General features: G+C 34.6%; 18 protein-coding genes. 14 read left to right on the forward strand and 4 right to left on the reverse strand.

Annotated features, from left to right (window positions below; translation table 11 throughout):
• The 8 genes from DEU39_RS00035 to DEU39_RS00070 all read left to right on the forward strand — a co-directional run.
• A partial coding sequence (locus DEU39_RS00035) for an RHS repeat-associated core domain-containing protein (RefSeq protein ID WP_147367589.1) occupies window positions 1-1,048 on the forward strand: 1,048 nt, incomplete at its 5' end.
• Entirely contained in the window at window positions 1,048-1,485 is a 438-nt protein-coding gene (locus tag DEU39_RS00040) for a hypothetical protein (protein WP_147367536.1), read from the forward strand. The genes DEU39_RS00035 and DEU39_RS00040, both read left to right, overlap by 1 nt.
• A gap of 118 nt (window positions 1,486-1,603) precedes the next feature.
• On the forward strand, window positions 1,604-2,608 hold the full coding sequence (locus tag DEU39_RS24245) for an RHS repeat-associated core domain-containing protein (protein ID WP_183037351.1): 1,005 nt from the start codon (window positions 1,604-1,606) through the stop codon (window positions 2,606-2,608).
• 14 nt (window positions 2,609-2,622) lie between these two features.
• Complete coding sequence (locus tag DEU39_RS00050; RefSeq protein ID WP_066692464.1) at window positions 2,623-3,168, forward strand: hypothetical protein; 546 nt, start codon at window positions 2,623-2,625, stop codon at window positions 3,166-3,168.
• A gap of 178 nt (window positions 3,169-3,346) precedes the next feature.
• Window positions 3,347-4,600, forward strand: a complete 1,254-nt coding sequence (locus tag DEU39_RS00055) for an RHS repeat-associated core domain-containing protein (protein WP_228436581.1) — start codon at window positions 3,347-3,349, stop codon at window positions 4,598-4,600.
• Window positions 4,601-4,607: 7 nt separating this feature from the next.
• Window positions 4,608-5,060 carry a hypothetical protein gene (locus DEU39_RS00060; RefSeq protein ID WP_120230472.1) on the forward strand — a complete coding sequence of 151 codons (453 nt, stop codon included), beginning with the start codon at window positions 4,608-4,610 and terminating at the stop codon, window positions 5,058-5,060.
• Window positions 5,061-5,182: 122 nt separating this feature from the next.
• Window positions 5,183-6,253: an RHS repeat-associated core domain-containing protein gene (locus DEU39_RS24615; protein WP_228436583.1), complete on the forward strand. Its 1,071-nt coding sequence runs from the start codon at window positions 5,183-5,185 to the stop codon at window positions 6,251-6,253.
• Window positions 6,254-6,255: 2 nt separating this feature from the next.
• The gene (locus DEU39_RS00070; RefSeq protein WP_120230473.1) at window positions 6,256-6,777 is read left to right on the forward strand and encodes a hypothetical protein; all 522 of its coding nucleotides are present in this window, start codon (window positions 6,256-6,258) and stop codon (window positions 6,775-6,777) included.
• Between the two features lie 65 nt (window positions 6,778-6,842).
• On the opposite strand, the gene DEU39_RS00075 is transcribed toward DEU39_RS00070, so the two are convergent.
• Window positions 6,843-7,187, reverse strand: a complete 345-nt coding sequence (locus DEU39_RS00075; RefSeq protein ID WP_034695336.1) for a MerR family transcriptional regulator — start codon at window positions 7,185-7,187, stop codon at window positions 6,843-6,845.
• Window positions 7,188-7,397: 210 nt separating this feature from the next.
• On the opposite strand from DEU39_RS00075, the gene DEU39_RS00080 reads away from it, so the two are divergent.
• The gene (locus DEU39_RS00080; RefSeq protein ID WP_120230474.1) at window positions 7,398-8,279 is read left to right on the forward strand and encodes an AraC family transcriptional regulator; all 882 of its coding nucleotides are present in this window, start codon (window positions 7,398-7,400) and stop codon (window positions 8,277-8,279) included.
• Between the two features lie 159 nt (window positions 8,280-8,438).
• On the opposite strand, the gene ccoG is transcribed toward DEU39_RS00080, so the two are convergent.
• Window positions 8,439-9,881, reverse strand: coding sequence for a cytochrome c oxidase accessory protein CcoG (gene ccoG / locus DEU39_RS00085; protein WP_062671073.1), 1,443 nt, complete (start codon window positions 9,879-9,881; stop codon window positions 8,439-8,441).
• 252 nt (window positions 9,882-10,133) lie between these two features.
• Here ccoG and DEU39_RS00090 point away from each other — a divergent pair, with 252 nt between their 5' ends.
• Complete coding sequence (locus DEU39_RS00090) at window positions 10,134-11,027, forward strand: SMP-30/gluconolactonase/LRE family protein (RefSeq protein ID WP_062671071.1); 894 nt, start codon at window positions 10,134-10,136, stop codon at window positions 11,025-11,027.
• A 78-nt stretch (window positions 11,028-11,105) separates the two neighbouring features.
• Here the strand turns inward: DEU39_RS00090 and DEU39_RS00095 are convergent, their stop codons facing one another.
• Window positions 11,106-12,413 carry a DEAD/DEAH box helicase gene (locus tag DEU39_RS00095; protein ID WP_120230475.1) on the reverse strand — a complete coding sequence of 436 codons (1,308 nt, stop codon included), beginning with the start codon at window positions 12,411-12,413 and terminating at the stop codon, window positions 11,106-11,108.
• Between the two features lie 495 nt (window positions 12,414-12,908).
• On the opposite strand from DEU39_RS00095, the gene rpsA reads away from it, so the two are divergent.
• From rpsA to DEU39_RS00115, 4 genes are all read left to right on the forward strand, one after another.
• The gene (gene rpsA, locus DEU39_RS00100) at window positions 12,909-14,699 is read left to right on the forward strand and encodes a 30S ribosomal protein S1 (RefSeq protein ID WP_034695342.1); all 1,791 of its coding nucleotides are present in this window, start codon (window positions 12,909-12,911) and stop codon (window positions 14,697-14,699) included.
• A gap of 395 nt (window positions 14,700-15,094) precedes the next feature.
• A complete protein-coding gene (locus tag DEU39_RS00105; RefSeq protein ID WP_228436585.1) occupies window positions 15,095-17,725 on the forward strand; it encodes a T9SS-dependent M36 family metallopeptidase in 2,631 nt (876 codons plus the stop codon).
• Between the two features lie 126 nt (window positions 17,726-17,851).
• Complete coding sequence (locus DEU39_RS00110; RefSeq protein ID WP_120230477.1) at window positions 17,852-18,829, forward strand: EamA family transporter; 978 nt, start codon at window positions 17,852-17,854, stop codon at window positions 18,827-18,829.
• Between the two features lie 111 nt (window positions 18,830-18,940).
• Entirely contained in the window at window positions 18,941-19,912 is a 972-nt protein-coding gene (locus DEU39_RS00115) for an alpha/beta fold hydrolase (protein ID WP_410493205.1), read from the forward strand.
• Window positions 19,913-20,057: 145 nt separating this feature from the next.
• Here the strand turns inward: DEU39_RS00115 and DEU39_RS00120 are convergent, their stop codons facing one another.
• A complete protein-coding gene (locus DEU39_RS00120; protein ID WP_120232172.1) occupies window positions 20,058-21,200 on the reverse strand; it encodes a multidrug effflux MFS transporter in 1,143 nt (380 codons plus the stop codon).
• Window positions 21,201-21,258: the final 58 nt, after the last annotated feature.

The raw sequence follows: 21,258 nt of genomic DNA on the forward strand, positions 1-21,258 counted from the left end.
CACAGAAAACCGCTATATTTACAATTACAAGGATCACTTGGGAAATACAAGAGTTACTTTTGCTAAAAATAATGCCGGAATGCTCGAATCTATAGATACCAACAATTATTATCCATTTGGATTAAACCATATTGGTGGTTCTTCCTATTCCAACTTTGGAAGTTATTACAACTATAAGTACAACGGAAAGGAACTTCAAGAAACGGGAATGTATGATTATGGAGCGAGATTCTATATGCCGGATTTAGGAAGATGGGGTGTGATAGATCCTCTCGCAGAGAAAATGACAAGATTTAGTCCATATAATTATACTTGGGATAACCCTATTATGTTTGTTGATTATGATGGAATGTTTGCTACACCTCCAGATGATTATATTGATGCTAGTGGTAAATATTTAGGGAGTGATGGAGCTAGCACTAAAAATATTAGGATTATAAATAAGGTCGATTGGAATAATATTATTGAAGAAAAAGGTGGATCTATGTCAGCAGATGCTACATCAGCTTTACAAGCAAGTAGCTCACTTGTTACAATAAATACGACTCAGATTAGTAATGATCTAAATAATGCAAATAATGAAACGATTGCCGATCAAACTAAAGAAAGGCAGATGTATTTAGGATTGAACGTGACCCGTGGTGATATTCCAAAAGCTGAAGTAACTTCTGTTAGAGGAGCAGATGGAGTTGATGGGGAAGCTACTTTTATAGCAGGAGAACAGACTGATAAGTCAACAGGTTACGTTAGAAGAACTGTAGATGGTACCAATATGCCATTATTAGGAGGCGCTCATACTCATAATACGATAACAGCTCCTGGGATGACTAATGATATTGGAACATCTAAAAAAGATGTGAATACTGCAAAAAGATTTAATACTACAATCTATTCAATAGACTCTTGGACCGGTGTCCAAACAGGAGGAAACGCTATTCACAGAGTAACAGGAGATGGAGCTCAGACGAACAATGTTGGTACAACAACGGGATTCAATATGGGATCAAATGCTTTAAATAATTATATAGAAAAACAAAAGAAGCCATAATGAAAAAGTCAATATTAATACTATTAATACTACTATCTTTAGTTAGTTGTTCTTCACAAAAAGTAAAATCAAAAATTATTTATACTTTACCTTTTGTGGTAACAGAAAAAATATATGAAAAATTAAAAATGATTGACAATACTGATGGAATTTCGTTTACTTTAGGTAATGATACAGGAGGAAATTATATTATTTATATAAATATGCCGAAACAGGATGAATATAAATTTTGGGTAGAAAATACAAATAGAGTTATACTTATAAAGGAGAAAACATATCCTCTTGTACTTGAATCAGATGAATACTTTTCTTATCCTGAAGATGAAAAATTGGTATTAAGAAAACTTGAACAAGAAGAGAGTATAAGAAAAATGACTGTAATGAGAGATAATGTTTTCAATGTAAGATTTAATCTTAATGGAGAAATTATAAAATAACCCCCCGGTGGCGCGAGCGTCTCACTCGTGTCCGTAAATAAAACAAAAAGCCACTATTTTTGCAGTGGCTTTTACTCTATTATAGAGAAACCGCTATATTTACAATTACAAGGATCACTTGGGAAATACAAGAGTTACTTTTGCTAAAAATAATGCCGGAATGCTCGAATCTATAGATACCAACAATTATTATCCATTTGGATTAAACCATATTGGTGGTTCTTCCTATTCCAACTTTGGAAGTTATTACAACTACAAGTACAACGGCAAAGAGTTACAAGAGACGGGAATGTATGACTATGGAGCGAGAATGTATATGCCGGATATTGGAAGATGGGGCGTTGTGGATCCGCTCGCGGAAACTTCTCGTCGTTGGAGTCCTTATACCTATGCCTACAATAACCCAATCAGATTTATTGATCCAGATGGGATGCAAGCAGAAGATAAAATCAAGATTTTTAACAATGGTAATATAGAAAGAACAAAAGACAATAATACCTATGATACTGTTACCAATGAAGATGAATCTAAGTCTATACAAGTAGCCCGTACCAATGTGACAGAATCAAACCCTACAGGAGACTCTCAGATAGGAGAGCTAAAAAATCAAAAAATCGCAATTGCAGGAACAGGATCTAATTTTGGTTATTTTCAAGTCAATGATTATGACACAGCGACACAAGTTTTTGAATTTATAGCTGATAATACTTCTGTAGAATTTGGACAGGATAGATTTGATTTTTCTGATGGATTTTCTACAAATGTAATAAGTACAAACTATGATCCTACTAAACATGCAAGTGCTGCTGATGTATTAGCAAATAATAATCTGAGTATGGGTTCTGGTACAACGCATATAACTAAAGATGGTGTATATTCTGAAGCTGTTCATTCACATCCTGGATTTGAATATAATCCATCTGGATTTAGTGAAGGAAATTGGAACAAGGGAAATCCAACATTTGGTACAGCATATAAAGATGCAGGAGATAAAGGGCGTTCAAAAAGTAATAATGCAATATCTAAGTATGTGTATAATACATGGTTAAAAAATAATGGAGCAAATGGAGGCTATGTGAAATATGATTACAACCAGGCGGTATATACAGGAAAGAAAAAATAATTTAACTTAAATCTATGAAAAAAATACTTTTAATCATTCTTATTTTCTTTTTTACATTTAATAAAAGTGCTATTAAGAAGCAAGATTTACATAATATTATCAAAGGATATATAGAATATATTTCTAAAAAAAGAAAAATTGATAATAAGAATGAAATATTAGCAGTAACCTTTCACGACCAAATAAAAGAGAAAAGTGAATATTCAATTGATATTGCTTTTTTTAAACCTGAATTTATGGAAGGTATTCAATATAAGGATGTTTATATATTCGAAGGATATAAACTTATATTACCAGATAATGAATGTAAAAGCATAGAGAAAATGTTTAAAAAAGTAACATATGAAAATTTTAATCAAAAGAAAACAACGATTAATGACGATTTTGAAAATTGGCATATTGTTTTAAATAAAAGAGATGAAATAACTTTTTTATCACCTATTCCAATTTCAGGATGCATGAAATCAATTTTAATGAATAAAAAATTAAAATTCTCGAATTCATACGAAGATATTACATTTTCTAATCCTTCTCCTGATTGCATACAACTTACACATTAATGTATAGTTATAAACAAGGCCCCTGCTACCGCACGAATCCTTTCGTGTGGGAGGTAAGAATAAAAGCCACTGCTATTACAGTGGCTTTTATTTTATATGTATAACTGGTTAATAATTACATTTCTCCTTCCAATATAATTATTTAAATTTACCAGATAAGATTACCCAAAATTCAAAATTGACAAGCTATCTTTACAGAGCAGACGGGGTAAAGGTAAAGAAGCTTTTTGGAGATATAGAAGCAGATTACCTGGACGGGTTTCAGTATAAAAGTACTAAGCCATCAGAATCATCAGTTGGAGGAATAGGTAGTATTGATGATCCTAATGATGTAGCACAAATAAAATTAAGGATAATCCCTACTTCGGAAGGATATTATGATGCCTTATTGAATCAGTACGTCTATAATTTTACGGATCATTTAGGAAATGTGAGATTAAGCTATACTGATACCAATAAAGATGGAATCATACAGCCAAGGCAGTATTTTTCACAAACTTGCGATGGCCCTTTTATACCTCCGTTCCAAATACCTAATTGCATTAGCACAAGCATGCCCGGAGAAATTGTAGAAATCAATACTTATTATCCTTTTGGATTACTGCATAATTATACTGCAACTACTCAGAATGCTTATCAGTACAAATATCAGGAACAAGAGTTACAAGAAACGGGTTTTTATTCATTTAAGTGGAGGAACTATATGCCGGATGTAGGAAGATTCTTTAATATCGATCCTTTGAGTGAAAAGTATTCTTACCAATCCCATTATAACTTTTCTGAAAATCGTGTAATTGACGCAAGAGAATTGGAGGGACTTGAAGCAATTTTATTAAAAGATAATGAACACAATATAGCAATCATTAAAACGGCAAATAATGGTCAATATGCTGACAATCCTAAGACAAAAACAATACACATCTTTGCACATGGAAATCCTTCAGCTTTTTATAATGAAAATGTTTCTAAAGATAGTGGCAAAGGAACAGTAAATACAGGCAAAGGATTAAATGAAGTTTTAGAACAAAGCAGTGAATTATGGAAAAATTCTGAAAACAAAGAAGGTTTTACTATTGTATTACATTCTTGTCGAACAGGAAGAACGACCATTGATAAAAATGGAGATGTTATAGAATCTGTAGCAGAAAAAATTTCAGAATCTAAAGAAATGAAGGGCGTTACTATTATTGCCCCGGATGAGAGAGATGGTTTTTCTAATAAAGGAACTGAAATTGGCCCTCAGTCAACTTATAGTACAGATAGAAATGGTGAGTATCTTCCAAACACACCCAAAAATGAAAAAGGTAGGCAAACTGGACAATTTGGAAAATGGAATTCTTTTCAAAACGGTAAGCAAATTAATCAACAACCCGGAAATACTAAGCCCCAAGGAAAAGATCAGAGAAGTCTATGGGATAAAATATTTAATTAATAATATTATGAAATACTCAATTTTAATATTAATTTTCATTATTTCTTGTCAAAAAAAACAAAAAATTGATATAGTAAAAAATAGTGATACAGTTGTTACAATGAGTCAAAGCACTACAGATTACGATACTCTTATTAAAAGAGTGAAGTATAAAGGAGATATAGATGCTTATGATGAGCTTTTTAATAGTTTTATGGACTCAAACGAATCAGAAAGAACAGATAGCCTTATGATATATTCAAAAATAATGGCTGAAAAGTATAACTATGGAGGTGCTTATTTTGATTATTTTGATGCTTTATTAAGGAAAAATAAGGTTGTAATTAACTATGATAATTTTTATAGTATTGATATATCAAAAATTCCATCTGCATCAAAAAGACAAGCAGAAGATTGGCTAAGAAAAATGTTGGAAAAAAAAATAATAACTCAACAACAATATGATTATGTAAAAAGATAAAAGACAGATCTTAATAAATTCCCACTACGCAAATTTTCTCAGCTTTTAGCTTTGCGCAACAACTTCTACTTGAATATTTGGTTTGTATTCATAAATAAAAACAGGAAACCACCGCTAACGCAGTGGTTTTTGCTCTTTCATCATCAAAAACTATTATATTTATCAGTATAAGGAATCATCTTGGAAATGCAAGGATAAGTTTTGCAAGAAACAGCGCAGGCGCTCTTGAAATCACAGATGCTAATGATTATTACCCTTTTGGGATGAACCACCTGAAAACAGGTAATGCTTTATTTGGACAAGGGACTTATAAAAATTATAAGTACAATGGGAAGGAGCTAGAGGAAACAGGAATGTATGATTATGGAGCCAGATTCTATAAGCCCGATATTGGAAGATGGGGAGTGGTGGATCCGCTAGCAGAGAAAATGATAAGGTATAGTCCGTATAATTATGCTTATAACAATCCGACTAGGTTTATTGATCCGGATGGAATGCAGGCAGAAGATAAGATTAAGATCTTTAACAATGGTAACATAGAAAGAACAAATGACAATAATGCGTATGATACTATTACAAACGAAGATGAGTCTAAGTCTATCCAGGTTGCCCGTACAAATGTGACAGAAAAGAATCCAACAGGAGATTCACAGATAGGGAATATGAAATCATTAGCTTTTGATTTGCCTGAAAGTGATGGAATGGAAGGAAGTGCAAGTTCAACATACAGTTACTTGCAGGTACAGAATTATGATGTAACCACCCAATTTTTTGAATTTGCTGCGGAAAATACAAAAGTAGAGTTTTCTCAAGATACATTTAATTTTAGTGATGGGTATAGTACCAGTATTATAAGTACCAATCATTCTGTTAATCAAAGTGTGAATGCTGGGGGTATGTTGGGAGCATATAGTTTTGGAGGACATATTATACAAGATGGAACCCATTTTGAAAATGTACACTCCCACCCTCTTAGTGCAAATGTAGGCCCATCAGGTTGGAATGATAGATTTATAAATAATGTTCCAGTAATGACTTACGGTTTAAAACAAGGAGATGCAAAATTTAGAAGTAATAACCCTCAAATTACAAATACGTATCAATATAGTACTTGGAAATGGCCAACTCCTGGCAAAGGATATTTTAAATACGACTCAAAAAACGCAACATTTATTGGAGATAAAAAGAATTAAAAATGAAAAAGAATATATATTGTCTACTGATTTTCTTTGTTTTAATACTTAGTTGTAGTACAACGGGTTTTAATAAGGATAATAACACAGCAAGAAACATTGTTGCCAGTTACATAGAATTTAGAAGTCAACAAAAAGCAATAAATCCAAAAACGAATATCATCATTATTGGTGCTCAAGGTGATAATGCTAAAAATGGAAATTACTGGATTGATTTGTGTTTTGTAAATCCAGCATTATTAATGGATTTTAAATATTCCAAAGTGTATGAAGTAAATGGATATAAATTAATTATTAGTGAAGATTTAGATAAGTCTTATTTGTTAGAAAAAACATTTAAGGAGATTCCTTATGAAAATCTTAATTTAGCTAAAATGGCTATTACATATAACACAACAAACTGGCATATTACGTTAAATAGTAAAAACGAAATTATTGAAATTTTACCCCAAGAAAAATCAAAAGAAATTAAAAATATTTTGGAAAAGAAAGGTGTGAAATTTTTAAAGAATTATACAGGTTAGTCTTCATTTAAAATATAGAACCGCTGCAATGAATTGCAGCGGAGGTTTTTATATTTTCAAAGAAATTACTCTTCTTCTCTTTCTCCCAAAGACTCTTTCAGCTTAATCAATTCAGCTTTTACAAATTCCAGGCGGTCGATCAGAGTGATGGTTTCAGAAATTTTACTGTTGGTGGTCAGGGCAACGCGGGCTCCGTCAAGGGTATATCCTTTTTCTTTTACCAGATGGTAGATCATCTGAAGATTTTTGATGTCTTCAGGAGTGAAATACCGGTTTCCTTTTCTGTTTTTTTTAGGCTTGATAATCGGGAATTCCTGTTCCCAGTAACGTATTAATGAAGTGTTTACATCGAATGCTTTCGCAACTTCTCCTATCGAATAATACAGCTTATCAGGTAAATTTATTTTCATTTTACAACTCCTAAACTTCAAAGATAAAAATTTTTTAAAGTTTCACCCAAAATATATTGTAAAAAGTGCGGTCATACTTTGTTTCAAAGGAATTTATAGGGTCAAATTCATGATTCAATGGCACAGATTTATTGTAGCATATACAAAGGACCGTTATATGCCAGCTCTTTTTTGTCTAAATTTGTGAATTCTTACGATACATAAATATAAATGAATCCAATTTCTGTTCTTCATATCGATCTTTTCCAGGCGGGTAAAAATACTTCAGATTTTTATTTTAACACGATGAAGAATCATTTGGTGGTGGGACATCGTCATATAGAGAAGCCTCACAGGCATGATTTTTATGCAGCAGTTCTCTTTACCAAAGGAACAGGCGTACATGAAATAGATTTTCAGAGGTACGAAGTTTCGGAAGGAAGCCTTTTTTTTCTGTCGCCGGGGCAGATTCACAGCTGGGAGCTATCGGAGGATATTGAGGGGTATATTTTCTTTTGTTCTCAGGAATTTTATGAAATGCATTATGTGAATCAGAAGCTAAGAAATTTTCCCTTTTTTGGGTCTGTATCTTTTCCAAGAAAACTGCAGTTGGATGCTGGTGAGCTTAAAAAAAATATTAGCTTATTTCAGGAATTGGGAGAAGAACATCAGACTAAAAGTATCATGAAAGAAGGGCTGATTTTATCATTGATGTCTCAGATTTTTATCAATGCTTCAAGATTGTTTTCAAAGGACTTTGATACAATGGATTCAGCGGCCGGACTTTCTTATTTTAAACATTATCAGGATTTTGAAAATCTGATTGAACAGAACTTTACAAAACATAAATCCATTACCCATTATGCCTCTTTATTAGGGATTTCATCCAAACATCTGAACAGAATTGCCCAGACTGTTGTTCAAAAAACAGCCACTGATGTAATTACAGAAAGGGTAGTGCTGGAAGCTAAAAGAATGCTCATGTATCTGGACGAAAGCCTGGTTGAAATTGCTTTCCGTTTAGGATATGAAGAATATTCCTACTTTGTAAGAGTATTCCGGAAAAGCTCCGGAATGACTCCTACACAGTTCATGAGGAAATATAAGGCTTAATGAGTTCAAAGTTTAAGGTTTAAGGTTGGGGAGAAATGTGTTGGAAAACCACCCCGCCAAAAATTCTTTGAATTTTTGACACCCCTCCAGAGGAGGGGAATAAGGGAAATGTCAACTACTTTTTCTAATCACCACGACCTGCAACCTATCATCTGTAATCTAAAGAGCTAACTTAAATGGTCCTTCAAAAGTCGTTTCAAACGAATCTACAAGTTTTCCTTTTTCATCGAACACGCCGATGACCATATTCTGTTTTGAGAACTTAATTTCTTCTTCAGGGAAGGAAATGTTAATGTTTCCTTTCAGGATCTGATCTCCTTTCAATATAATTTTTTCAGAACCGAAGTAAGTGATTTCTGCATTTGTTGGAGTAATCACTTTGATGAAAAGGGTTTTCTTTTCATTAGATTTATTCAGAAGAGTATAAATAAAGGTATTGGTGATTTTACCGTTTTTAACAAAGAATGTAGAACCTGCCGGTTTGATGAATTTTGCTTCCATAGAACCACGGTCGTACATTAAAAATCCAAGGAATCCGATTAATAATGCAAGGATAACAGTTGTGGCTTTCATTCTTGGCGTAAAGCGGAATTTATCCTGGTTTTCAATCTCGGCTTCTGTTGCGTAACGTACCAGACCTTTAGGCAAACCAACCTTTTCCATGACTTCATCACAGGCATCGATACAGGCTGTACAGTTTACACATTCCAATTGCTGTCCGTTTCTGATATCGATTCCTGTAGGACATACCACAACACATTGGTTACAGTCGATACAATCTCCTTTTCCTGCTGCTTTTCTGTCTTCGTTATTTCTCCATTTTGCACGGCCTTCCCCTCTTTTAAAATCATAGTATACATTAATGGTTTGCTTGTCAATCAATACACCTTGCAGTCTTCCGTAAGGACAAACCAGTGTGCAGACCTGCTCACGAAGCCATGCAAATACAAAATAAAACGTCAGGGTAAAGAAGATCATCACAAGAAACTTCAGTGAGTTTCCTTCCGGTCCTTCACTCATAATACGGAAAACTTCTTCGTAGCCCACAATATACATGAACATAAAGTGAGAAATAATCAGTGAAATAAGAAGAAAAACAGACCATTTAGTCAGCCTCTTTCTTATTTTCTCCGCATCCCATTCCTGTCTGTCAAGTTTCATTTGTTTATTTCGGTCACCTTCAATCCAGTATTCGATTTTGCGGAAAACCATTTCCATGAAAAGGGTCTGCGGACAAAGCCAGCCACAGAATATTCTTCCGAAGACTACTGTAAATAACATTACAAAAATCACGGAGGTTACTGCTCCTAAAGCCAGGATAAAAAAGTCCTGCAGGTAGAAAGGTTGTCCAATGATAAAAAACTTTCTGTCGATCACATTAATGAGAAGAAAAGGATTGTTATTGATCTTTACAAAAGGCAACCCAAAGAAAATCGCAAGAAGAATATAGCTGGTGTAATTTCTGTAGTTGGTATACTTTCCTTTTGGTTTTCTGGGGAAAATCCATTTTCTTTTCCCGGTTTCATCCATAGTTCCTACGGAATTTCTGAAATCTTCATTTTCAATTTCCAAAGACTTGATATTGTTGGACTCTGCGCTCATTGTTGTATGCTATAAAGTATTTTGGTACAATTTTCGTCCGGACTCATCATTTTTTAAGATATTTTTTCTTGAAGAAAGTGACCGGTTCTGTTACTGCAAAGCTCCGGATTATATCTTTTTATTACTAATATGATCTACGTCCAAAATAGGACAATTGAGACATTTTACTTCTGTGATTTTTATTGTGTCAAAGTGAGAAAATATTTTGATGCTTTTGGGTCATATCGTAAATTGCAGCTTTAAAAATGAAGTATGAAGAATATCTTTAAAATAAGTATGATTGGTTTGGTTTTCGCATTGGTAAACTGTCAATCAGTAAATTATAGTAAAATGTTTTATGAAGGAGTACAACCGGAAATGGTTTCCGATAAGTTCAGTTTCACAGAAGGACCATCAGCAGATGAAGAAGGGAATGTTTACTTTACCGATCAGCCTAATGATAAAATTTATTATTGGGATTGGAAAAGCAATAAAGTGATAGAGTTTTTAGATAAAACTGGAAGAGCCAACGGAACCCATTTTGACAAAGACGGCTATTTGATTACCTGTTCAGACGATCAGGGTGAGATCTGGAAGATTTCCAAAGATAAAAAAGTAGAAGTCCTGTTAAAAGGTTTTGAAGGAAAAAGATTGAATGGGCCTAATGATGTATGGAATGATGAATTTGGAGGGATGTATTTTACAGACCCTTTGTATGAAAGAGATTACTGGATTGGTTTTAAACAGGAGATCCAGCATAAAAGCCTTTATTACAGGGATAGAACCGGAAAAGTAACGAAACTGGATACCTTCACACAACCTAATGGAATTGTTGGAAGCGAAAAATTAAAGAAACTTTATATTTCTGATATTGATGCCGGAAAAACCTACGTATATGATATACTGGGAGAAGGAAAATTGTCTGAGAAAAAACTCTTCTGCGAAATGGGCTCAGATGGAATGGAACTGGATAAACACGGAAATCTTTACTTAACGGGAGATGGTGTACATGTTTTTAGCCGTTTGGGAAAGAAAATCTATCATATTTCTATTCCTGAGAAATGGACATCCAATGTGACTTTTGGTGGCAAAAACAATGATATTCTCTTCATTACTGCCTCGAAATCTGTATATACTTTCCCTACAAGGGTGAGAGGAATTAAATAATATTATGTCATTGCGGGGAGGGCGGATTGCTTCGTTGCTGTGTTCCTCGCAATGACAATAAAGTGTAGAGTGGAAGGTTTAATATGCAACCTCCATTTTCACTTTCTTACCTTTCAGTTTTTCGTTCTGAAGTTTTCTTAAAAGAGCATTTACTTTATTTCTGGCAACGGCAACATAGGATGTGGTGTCCTTTACTTCAATAATTCCAACATCTTCTTTTTGCAGCTCTCCCTTCTTTAGCAGATATCCCACAATGTCCACTTTATTAACTTTATCTTTTTTTCCTGCACTGATATAAACAGTCTGGAAAGGTGTTTTTTGTGGAACTTTAGTAAATCCGGCAACATTTTCTTCAGGAGTATTGTTTTTAATGAACGGAAAGTTTTCATCTTCCGTCATGATCAGGTATACAAAACCTTTGGCGTTCATTCTTGCTGTACGGCCGTTTCTGTGAATGAAAGCATCTTCTTTTGGAGGAAGCTGATAATGAACAATTGATTCTACTTCAGGAATATCAAGCCCGCGGGCAGCCAGATCTGTGGTAATAAGAATTCTTGCAGAATCATTTCTGAATTTCAGTAAGGCACGTTCTCTTTCATCCTGTTCCATACCACCGTGGAAGGTTTCTCTGTCGATTCCCATTTGGTTGAGAAGTTCAGAGATACGGTCTACAGCCTCACGGTGATTGCAGAAAATCAAAGTCCTTTTGTTCCCGATTTTACAAACCAGATTGAAAAGCGTATCCAGTTTTTCTTCAGGAATCGTCATTACTTTTCTCAGTTGGAGATCCGGTTTTACATCATTTTCTTTAAGGAAACTGATTATTTTTTCATCTTTTAAGCCTGTAAAAGCCGGAATTTCATCCATAGCTGTGGCAGATGTTAAAATTCTTTGAGAAAGACCTTTTAAAGAATTGGAAATAAATTCCATATCATCATGGAACCCCAATTCCAGAGCTTTATCGAATTCATCAAGAACTAATGTTTTAATCGTTTTCGGATCAAAATTATTATTTCTTAAATGGTAAACAACTCTTCCAGGAGTTCCGATTAATACAGCCGGAGCTTCAATCAAATTATTAACCTCAATTTTTTTGTCATGTCCACCATAGCAGACAGAAACTTTAAAATCTGTCCCCATGGATTTAAAAACCTGCTCAATCTGTAAAGCAAGTTCCCTTGCCGGAACTAATATCAATGCCTGAACTCCCTGAACGTTTTTTTTCAGATTTCTGAGAACAGGAAATAAAAAGGCAAGCGTTTTCCCGGATCCTGTAGGAGAAAGTAAAACAATGTCTGTATTGTTTTCAGAAGCTTTATAAGTAGATTTCTGCATCTGATTCATATCCTGAATCTGCAGTTTTTGATAGATTGATTCTAATTCCATGCTGCAAAGGTAATGAATTTTGGAGTTCGAGGGTTTGAGAGTGGTAGGGCCTTAGAGTTTTAGAGTAGGAAAGTATTGCTCTTCTTTATTTCTGTGTTCCTGTCACTCTGAATGAAGGGTAGCGAAATGAAGAAGCACATTGAGTTATCCTATTTATTACAGATGATTCGTGAATTACGTTCGTAAACTTTCAGCTCATGCCCGGCATAACAGCTGATACTGCTTCATTCTGAATGTAAGGCAGTTAATATTAGGATGCCGTGTTGGGCTCAGTTGAAGCATTCTTTTAATCAAAGTATTGATTTTTAAATATATATATTAAATATTAGTCTACTGAAATCTATTGCTTATTTTAAATAAAATTCATATCTTTGCACCCACTTTTGGGGCAAAAAGGTTTGAAGAGTAAATTACTTACAATTAATTACTTCCGTATTTTTTAATCCGCATTTATTCAAACCGTTAAAAAAGAAGGAATACAAATTTTATTAGAAAATGTCAAAAGAGACAAATTCAGCAGAGGTTTTATTAAACCAAAACGTAGCACCAGAACAATTTGATTGGGATTCATTCGAATCAGGTCTTGATGCAGATGCGAGAAAAGAAAAAAGCGATTTAGAAGAAATCTACAACGGATCATTAAACAACCTTGACGATAACGACGTTTTAGTTGGTAAAGTTGTAAGATTAACTGATAAAGAAGCTATCGTAGACATCAACTTCAAATCTGAAGGTGTTATCTCTCTAAACGAATTCCGTTACAACCAAGGCCTGAAAGTAGGTGACGAGGTAGAAGTAATGGTTGACAAGAGAGAAGACAAAACTGGACAATTACAATTATCTCACAGAAAAGCTAGAACGCTTAAAGCTTGGGATAAAGTAAACGAACTTCACGAAACTGGAGAAATCGTTAACGGTTTTGTTAAATCTAGAACTAAAGGTGGTATGATCGTTGACGTTCACGGAATCGAAGCATTCTTACCTGGTTCTCAAATTGACGTTAAGCCAATTAAAGATTACGATCAGTTCGTAGGAAAAACTATGGAGTTCAAAGTTGTGAAAATCAACCCTGAGTTCAAAAACGTAGTAGTATCTCACAAAGCATTGATCGAAGCAGATATCGAAGGTCAGAAAAAAGAAATCATCGCTCAGCTTGAAAAAGGTCAGGTTCTTGAAGGAACTGTTAAGAACATTACTTCTTACGGTGTATTCATTGACTTAGGAGGTGTTGATGGATTGATCCACATTACAGACCTTTCTTGGTCTAGAGTGAACCACCCATCTGAAATCCTAGAGGACGGACAGACTGTAAAAGTTGTAATCCTTGATTTCGATGATGAGAAAACAAGAATCCAATTAGGTATGAAGCAATTAGAAGCTCATCCTTGGGATGCTCTTTCTGCTGACTTGAAAGTAGGTGACAAAGTAAAAGGAAAAGTAGTAGTTCTTGCTGACTATGGTGCATTCGTAGAAATTGCTCCAGGTGTTGAAGGATTAATCCACGTTTCTGAAATGTCTTGGTCTACTCACTTAAGATCTGCTGGAGATTTCGTAAAAGTAGGTGATGAAGTAGAAGCTGAAGTATTAACTTTAGATAGAGAAGAAAGAAAAATTTCTCTTGGTATCAAGCAGTTGTCTAAAGATCCATGGGAAAACATCGAAGCTAAGTATCCGGTAGGATCTCAGCATGTAGGAACTGTAAGAAACTTCACTAACTTTGGTGTATTCGTAGAGTTAGAAGAAGGTATCGACGGATTAATCTACATCTCTGATCTTTCTTGGACTAAGAAAATCAAGCACCCATCTGAGTTCTGCGCAGTAGGTGATAAATTAGACGTTGTAGTTCTTGAATTAGATATCCAAGCTAGAAGATTATCTCTAGGTCACAAGCAATTGACTGAAAACCCATGGGATAAATTCGAAACTAAATATGCTGAAGGAACTATCCACGCTGGTAAAGCTGTAGAAGTTCACGATAAAGGAGCTTCTGTTCAATTCGAAGATGCTGAAGTAGAAGCATTCTGCCCTTCAAGATTATTAGAGAAAGAAGATGGATCTAAAATCAAAAAAGGTGAAGATGCTCAGTTCAAAGTAATCGAATTCAACAAAGAATTCAAGAGAGTAGTAGTATCTCACACAGGTATCTTCAGAGACGAAGAGAAGAAAAACGTAAAAGAAGCTTCTTCTAGAAACGTAACTTCTTCTTCTAACAACGAAGAAAGATCTACTCTTGGAGACATCGATGCATTAGCAGAGTTGAAAAGAAAAATGGAAGAAGGTAAATAATCTTTGAACCATATATAAATATGAAGCCGCTCATCCGAGCGGCTTTTTTTATGAATATACATAGGATAGCAGAATTGTATGTAAGATATTGGAAAGGAGAGTTTCTTAAAAATTAGACATAACATTATAAAAAATAGTTGAGTCTTGTTTGTATGAGAATTTTATATTAAAGATTTATTTGTATTGTGAAATATTTAAACTAAAAAAATCAAAGAAACAGAATAAAAACAATCTTGAATATCTAAGTATATTATTTTATTCTATTAATTGAGGAATATGTAAAATAGTTTGATTTTTTTTGTTTTATATAGGTATTTATTTACATATTTATTTTTGTTAAAAAAAATCGTAAAGTTTTGTGAATTATTTGTAGATTAGCGCCTTTAATAATGGATATGAAAAACAAAGCTCTACCTCTTTTATTTGCAGTATTTTCTGCATTTCCTGCAATATTATTCGGACAGGATAATGAAAAACTGATTAAAGATTATATTTCTCAAAATAAAATAAGGGAATATAAAAAGTCTGATCTTAATAATATCATTGTTGATAATATAGATCCGTCAAAATCATTGAATGGTAATGTGGTTAAATTTTTACAGACTTATAATGGTTTGCCGGTATACAGTTCTGTAGGAACAGCATTGATCAGGGACAATAAAATTATTTACTACACAGATAATTTTGTTACAGATTATACTACATCTACTTCAGGTACAGCTGCTATTAATAAATATACAGCTCTTCAAAAAATTGCTGAGGATCTGAAGAATCCTGATATTGCGAATTTCACCATTCTCGGATATCTTGAAAAGACTCAGAAAAGAGCTACATCTGCTAATCAAAGATTAGTTTATACAAATGACGAGAATGGAAACTTGCGTTTGGCTTACGAATATATTTTAATGGAGCCAAAATCTCCCAATTACTGGAATATTTTAGTAGATGCCAACAATGGAAATATCCTGTTGAAAAACAATCTGACACTATCATGTAATTTCCATCATGATGCTTACGGTTCAGAAGTAGGGGAAAGCCATGCTGATCATTTTCAAAATACATTAGTTGGGCCTCAGAATAGTGTAGCACAGAATAATAATATTCCATTGCTTTTACCTGATAATGCATCATATAACGTATTTCCATTACCAATTGAAGCACCCACTTTTGGTTCAAGATCCATCATTAACAATCCATGGATTCTGAGTGCTTCTCCTGAAGGATGGCATTCTGACGGAACTAATCATTATACTACCACAAGAGGGAATAATGTTTTTGCCTATGAAGATGTATCAGGAACAGCTTTAACAGCCCCTGATTACCTTGCTGGAACTCCGGCAGATGGAGGAGTAACAAGGAATTTTGATTTTCCTTTTAGTATTAATGAATCACCAGTAAATAATAGAGATGCTGCCATCACAAATTTATTTTATCTGAATAATAAAATTCATGATGTTTTCTATAAATTCGGATTTACAGAAAACGGAAGAAATTTTCAGCAGAACAATTTTGGAAATGGACTTGTAGGAGGAGATGATGATTCTGTATATGCAGAGGCTCAGGATGGAAGTGGATTAAATAATGCTAACTTCTCTTCACCACCAGACGGATATAATGGTAAAATGCAGATGTATCTTTGGTCTCCGGTTGGAAGAGTATTTTTCTATAATGCACCTACTGCTGCTGTTTCCCGTACACCGGGAGCCGGTACTGCACAGTTTGGTAGTCCTTTACCTATGAATGGAATAACAGGAGATGTGGCCCTTTCATCAGTTTTGGACGGGTGTACTGCTTTGCCTGCAAGTTCATTGATTGATAAAATAGGACTGGTTGAGAGAGGAACATGTGCTTTTGCCATAAAAGTGAAAAACCTTCAGGATGCAGGAGCTAAAGCTGCTATTGTGTATAATAATGCAGTAAACGGTTCTACTTTGGGAAATATGGCGGGTGATGATCCGACAATTACAATCCCTTCGGTATTGATTACTAATGCAGAAGGAGAATATATCAAAACTCAGCTTGCTGCAAGTACTACAGTAAATGTTACCTTAAAAGGAAATATGACCCCTGACGGAAGCTTTGATAACGGAATCGTAACTCACGAATATGGTCACGGGATATCAAATAGAATGACCGGTACCGGTTACAACTGTCTGAATTCGGGAGTGAGTAAAGAACAAATGGGAGAAGGATGGTCTGATTTCTTTGCTTTAATGCTGACTAATAAAGCTGGTGATAATGCTACAGTGGCTAGAGGTACAGGGACTTATGCATTAGGTCAGGCTATTACAGGAGCAGGTATCAGACCTGCAAAATATTCTACAAGTCTTGCAGTTAACGGATTTACATACGGAAACACCAACGGAATGGAATACAATAACGGATCATCGGTTGTTCCGGATGTACACTCTATTGGTTTTGTTTGGGCAACCATGTTATGGGATCTTCACTGGAAATATGTTGAAAAATATGGTTATTCTTCAGACGTATTGTCCACAACGCCTAATGGAAGCACAAAAGTATTACAGTTAGTAACGGATGCTCTTAAACTTCAGGGTTGTAACCCTAGCTTTATTGATGGAAGAAATGCAATTTTAGCAGCTGAGCTGGCAACTACTCAGGGACAGGATAAATGTATGATCTGGGGTGTGTTTGCAAGAAGAGGTTTAGGGGTAAATGCATCAGCGGGAGTTAAAAATAATATTAATGACCAGGTTCAGGATTTTAATGTTCCGGAGGCATGTTTGTTGGCTACTAATGATGTAAATGCAGATAAGAACAATAATGTTTCTATCTATCCAAATCCTGCCAAGGACGAGTTCTATATTAAGTTCCCAAGCAATACTCTTGGAAAAGTAAGTGTAGAACTTTACGATATGTCTGGTAAGCTGGTTTCTTCAGAAGATAAAATCTCACCGGATGCTAAGAAAGCAATTTCTACAAGCAATCTTGTTAACGGAACTTATATGGTTAAAATCAAAGGACTAGGTTTCGAAGCTGCTTCGAAAGTAATGGTTAAAAAATAATTTACTTTTATAAACAATCTCAAAATCGCCACAAGCTTGCTTGTGGCGATTTTATTTATCTATTACCATGACACTTCAGAATGATTAAATTAATATGTCGTACCTTTGCAGGCTGTTAAAAAAATTATGAAGAAGAAAAATATACTAAAAGGTGTTTTATTTGTAGGGATTGGAGCTAGTATATACGGTATGTTAGCCACTTTTGTGAAAATGGCTTATCATAATGGTTTTACAACCTCAGAAGTTACTACTTCCCAATTCGTTTTAGGTTTGACAGGACTTTTGATCCTCAACTTTATTCAGACCATAACCTCAAAGCAGAAATTATCAATGCCAAGTTCTAAAGAAGTAAGAATGCTCTTGCTTGCAGGAACTTCTTTGGGAGGTACCAGTTTATTTTATTATATTGCCGTACAATATATCAATGTTTCCATTGCTATTGTATTATTGATGCAGTCGGTATGGTTTAGTGTGGTAGTAGAGAGTATTATTACAAAAAAGCTGCCTAATACAAGGAAAGTGGTCTCTGTGGTTATCGTATTATTGGGAACGGTTCTGGCAACGAATCTTATTAATATGGAAATAGAACTGGACTGGCATGGGGTTTTCTGGGGACTGATGGCAGCAGCTTCCTATACTTTGACGATGTTCACTTCAAACACACTGGCTACTCATCTTCCGGTTTTCAGAAAGAGTATTATTATGCTGGCAGGTGGTTCTGTTGTAGTTTTTGCATTCTTATTCTTTGCCCAGATAGGGCCTATGTATTTTGATGGTTTAAAATCATTATACCTGAATTTTACTGATAATACAGAACATATCCATTCATTTAATTATTCAATATTTCTCACGTATGGATTTGTACTGGCTCTTTTTGGAACAATTATCCCGCCAATCTTATTCAATGTTGGGTTTCCCAATGCAGGATTGGGACTTGGAAGTATCGTTTCATCACTGGAACTTCCGGTTTCTGTTACCATGGCTTTTGTTTTGTTGGGAGAGAAAGTATTTCTGATCCAGTGGGTAGGAATTGTTCTGATTCTTTTTGCCATTGTTTTGATGAATTTACCTTCAAAAAAAGAAAAAGAAGTTTCAATGGCATAATTGTCTAAAAAATATTTAACTAAAAATAACAGTTGAAACCGTTCCTTTTGGAGCGGTTTTTTTTAATTTTATCTTTAAAATAAACGTTTCATGAAACATTTCACAAATATAATGACTGTTTTTTCTTTGACAGTCTCAGGTTTTATGTTTTCACAGGTGAAACCTCTGGATGCAATGCTGTCTGATTATCAATATCCTTACGAAGTACATTATCTCAATTTCAAGTCTCAGGGCGAAGATTTGAAAATGGCTTATATGGATGTAAGACCGCAAAAACCGAACGGAAAAACGGTCATGCTTCTCCACGGCAAAAACTTTAATGGAGCGTACTGGGAGAGAACAGCAAAAGACCTTTCTGCCAAAGGATTCCGGGTAGTGATTCCTGATCAGATAGGATTTGGAAAATCTTCAAAGCCTCATACTTACCAATTTTCTTTTTCGCAACTGGCAGAAAATACAAAGGCAATTCTGGATGTATTGAAAATTGATAAAACCATAGTATTGGGACATTCAATGGGAGGAATGGTGGCCACCAGATTTACATTACTATATCCTGAGAAAGTACAGAAACTGATTCTCGAAAACCCGATCGGACTGGAAGATTATAAAACTTTTGCAGCCTACCAGACCATTGACCAGGCTTATCAGTCTGAACTTAAAAATACAGCTGAAACGTATAAGAATTATCAGCTTAAATTCTATTACGACAACAAATGGAAAGAAGAATATCAACCCTGGCTTGACTTAATCGCAGGATGGACTCTTCATAAAGATTATCCTCAGGTAGCTTGGGATGCTGCACTTACTTCGGATATGATTTACAATCAGCCGGTATGTTATGAGTTTAAAAATATCAAAGTTCCTACCTTGCTTATCATTGGAACAAGAGACAGAACCGCAATAGGAAAGGACAGAGCACCTAAAGAACTTCAACCTAAAATGGGGCAATATCAGGAATTGGGAAAGAAAACTCAACGTGAAATTGCGGGTTCAAAGCTTGTCGAAATTGAAAATGTAGGGCATCTTCCGCATATCGAGGTCTACCCTAAGTTCATGGAAGCACTGTATGATTTTATACAATAAATTAATTTAAAAATATAAAATATTGGAAACATTAAGTTTTTGCAAGTGAGTAAAAATAATAAGCTTTATAAACATTTTGCTTAATTTTTCATCTTTGATGAAACTTAACTATTCTTATTAACTTCATTAACTTAATGTTTCAAAATCAATTCTTTTTGTTCCCAAACAGCAATAAAGTACAAACTCCAATTCCAGAAAACAAGACACACGCAATTCCCAGGTTCTGTATAAAACCAATCGCTATTAGTCCTGAACCTATCAGGATATAATAAATCAATCCCAATAAAGCTCCGGCACTTCCTGTCTCACTTTTATAATGAATGAGGGCAGTACTCAAAATATTAGGAATAGCCATGCTGAATGCCATCACAATGAAGAAATAAGGAATTAAAAAGTATATTCCTGTACCTATCAGAATCCATACGAAAATAGAGGCGATAAATGCTATACATATACTTGCTTTTACTAAATAGTTAGGTTGTATATTCTTGAATAACAGGTATCTGTTAATTTTTGCTCCTGCAAATGTACCTGTTGCCAGTATCATACTGCTGTACCCAAAGACATAAGACGAATAATGATTTTCTTTAAAAATAAAAGGAGCCAGCGAATAGTATGAAAATAATAAAACATTGAAACTCATGATTAATAAACAGCATCTGATGATGTCCTGATCACAGAGCATCCGCTTGAGCAAACGTATCAAAATATTCATGCTGATTTCCTTTTCCGAATGATGGGTTTCCGAAATTTTCTGTCGGGAGAGCATGAAGAATAGGATTGCCAGCATACATAATGTGATGAATACACTCGGATATCCGAAGGAAGAAGCCAATACCGAACCGGTAATCATTCCTACTACAGGGCTTACAGATAAGCCGATTCCGATCCAGGAAAATACTTTACTCAGATTATCTTTGTCATAGCTGTCTCTTAAAATGGTTTGAGTCACAATGGAACCCACTGAAATTCCAAATGCTGAAATAATCCTGGCTGTAAGAAGAATCATAAAATCAGAAGTAAAAACAGCTGCCAGGCTTCCGATTCCATAGGTAATGAGACCATATTCCATTGATTTTTTTCTTCCGATCCTGTCGCATTGAATACCCCAGAATGCTACCCCCAGCGCAAATGCTATAAAATATAAACTGATCGTTAAGGTAACTGATTCTTCATTCACTCCAAATTTCTCCTGTACCATTGGTAAAACTGGACTGTAGATGGTTTCTACAAACTGAGGAAGCATCACAAGTAGAGTCAGCAGCCAGATAGGATTTGTCTTTTTCATTTTTTTCTGCAAAGTTTCCAAAAAATCCATGTATATTTATAATGATGTAAAAACAAAA

The organism is Chryseobacterium sp. AG363, from assembly GCF_003610675.1.
Taxonomy (GTDB): Bacteria; Bacteroidota; Bacteroidia; order Flavobacteriales; family Weeksellaceae; genus Chryseobacterium; species Chryseobacterium cucumeris.

Bases quoted from the DNA above. Each gene is read 5' to 3' on its own strand.
- DEU39_RS00040 (WP_147367536.1), top strand. From the start codon at position 1,048: ATGAAAAAGTCAATATTAATACTATTAATACTACTATCTTTAGTTAGT.
- DEU39_RS00050 (WP_066692464.1), top strand. From the start codon at position 2,623: ATGAAAAAAATACTTTTAATCATTCTTATTTTCTTTTTTACATTTAAT.
- DEU39_RS00060 (WP_120230472.1), top strand. From the start codon at position 4,608: ATGAAATACTCAATTTTAATATTAATTTTCATTATTTCTTGTCAAAAA.
- DEU39_RS00070 (WP_120230473.1), top strand. From the start codon at position 6,256: ATGAAAAAGAATATATATTGTCTACTGATTTTCTTTGTTTTAATACTT.
- DEU39_RS00075 (WP_034695336.1), bottom strand. From the start codon at position 7,187: ATGAAAATAAATTTACCTGATAAGCTGTATTATTCGATAGGAGAAGTT.
- DEU39_RS00080 (WP_120230474.1), top strand. From the start codon at position 7,398: ATGAATCCAATTTCTGTTCTTCATATCGATCTTTTCCAGGCGGGTAAA.
- ccoG (WP_062671073.1), bottom strand. From the start codon at position 9,881: ATGAGCGCAGAGTCCAACAATATCAAGTCTTTGGAAATTGAAAATGAA.
- DEU39_RS00090 (WP_062671071.1), top strand. From the start codon at position 10,134: ATGAAGAATATCTTTAAAATAAGTATGATTGGTTTGGTTTTCGCATTG.
- DEU39_RS00095 (WP_120230475.1), bottom strand. From the start codon at position 12,413: ATGGAATTAGAATCAATCTATCAAAAACTGCAGATTCAGGATATGAAT.
- rpsA (WP_034695342.1), top strand. From the start codon at position 12,909: ATGTCAAAAGAGACAAATTCAGCAGAGGTTTTATTAAACCAAAACGTA.
- DEU39_RS00105 (WP_228436585.1), top strand. From the start codon at position 15,095: ATGAAAAACAAAGCTCTACCTCTTTTATTTGCAGTATTTTCTGCATTT.
- DEU39_RS00110 (WP_120230477.1), top strand. From the start codon at position 17,852: ATGAAGAAGAAAAATATACTAAAAGGTGTTTTATTTGTAGGGATTGGA.
- DEU39_RS00115 (WP_410493205.1), top strand. From the start codon at position 18,941: ATGACTGTTTTTTCTTTGACAGTCTCAGGTTTTATGTTTTCACAGGTG.
- DEU39_RS00120 (WP_120232172.1), bottom strand. From the start codon at position 21,200: ATGAAAAAGACAAATCCTATCTGGCTGCTGACTCTACTTGTGATGCTT.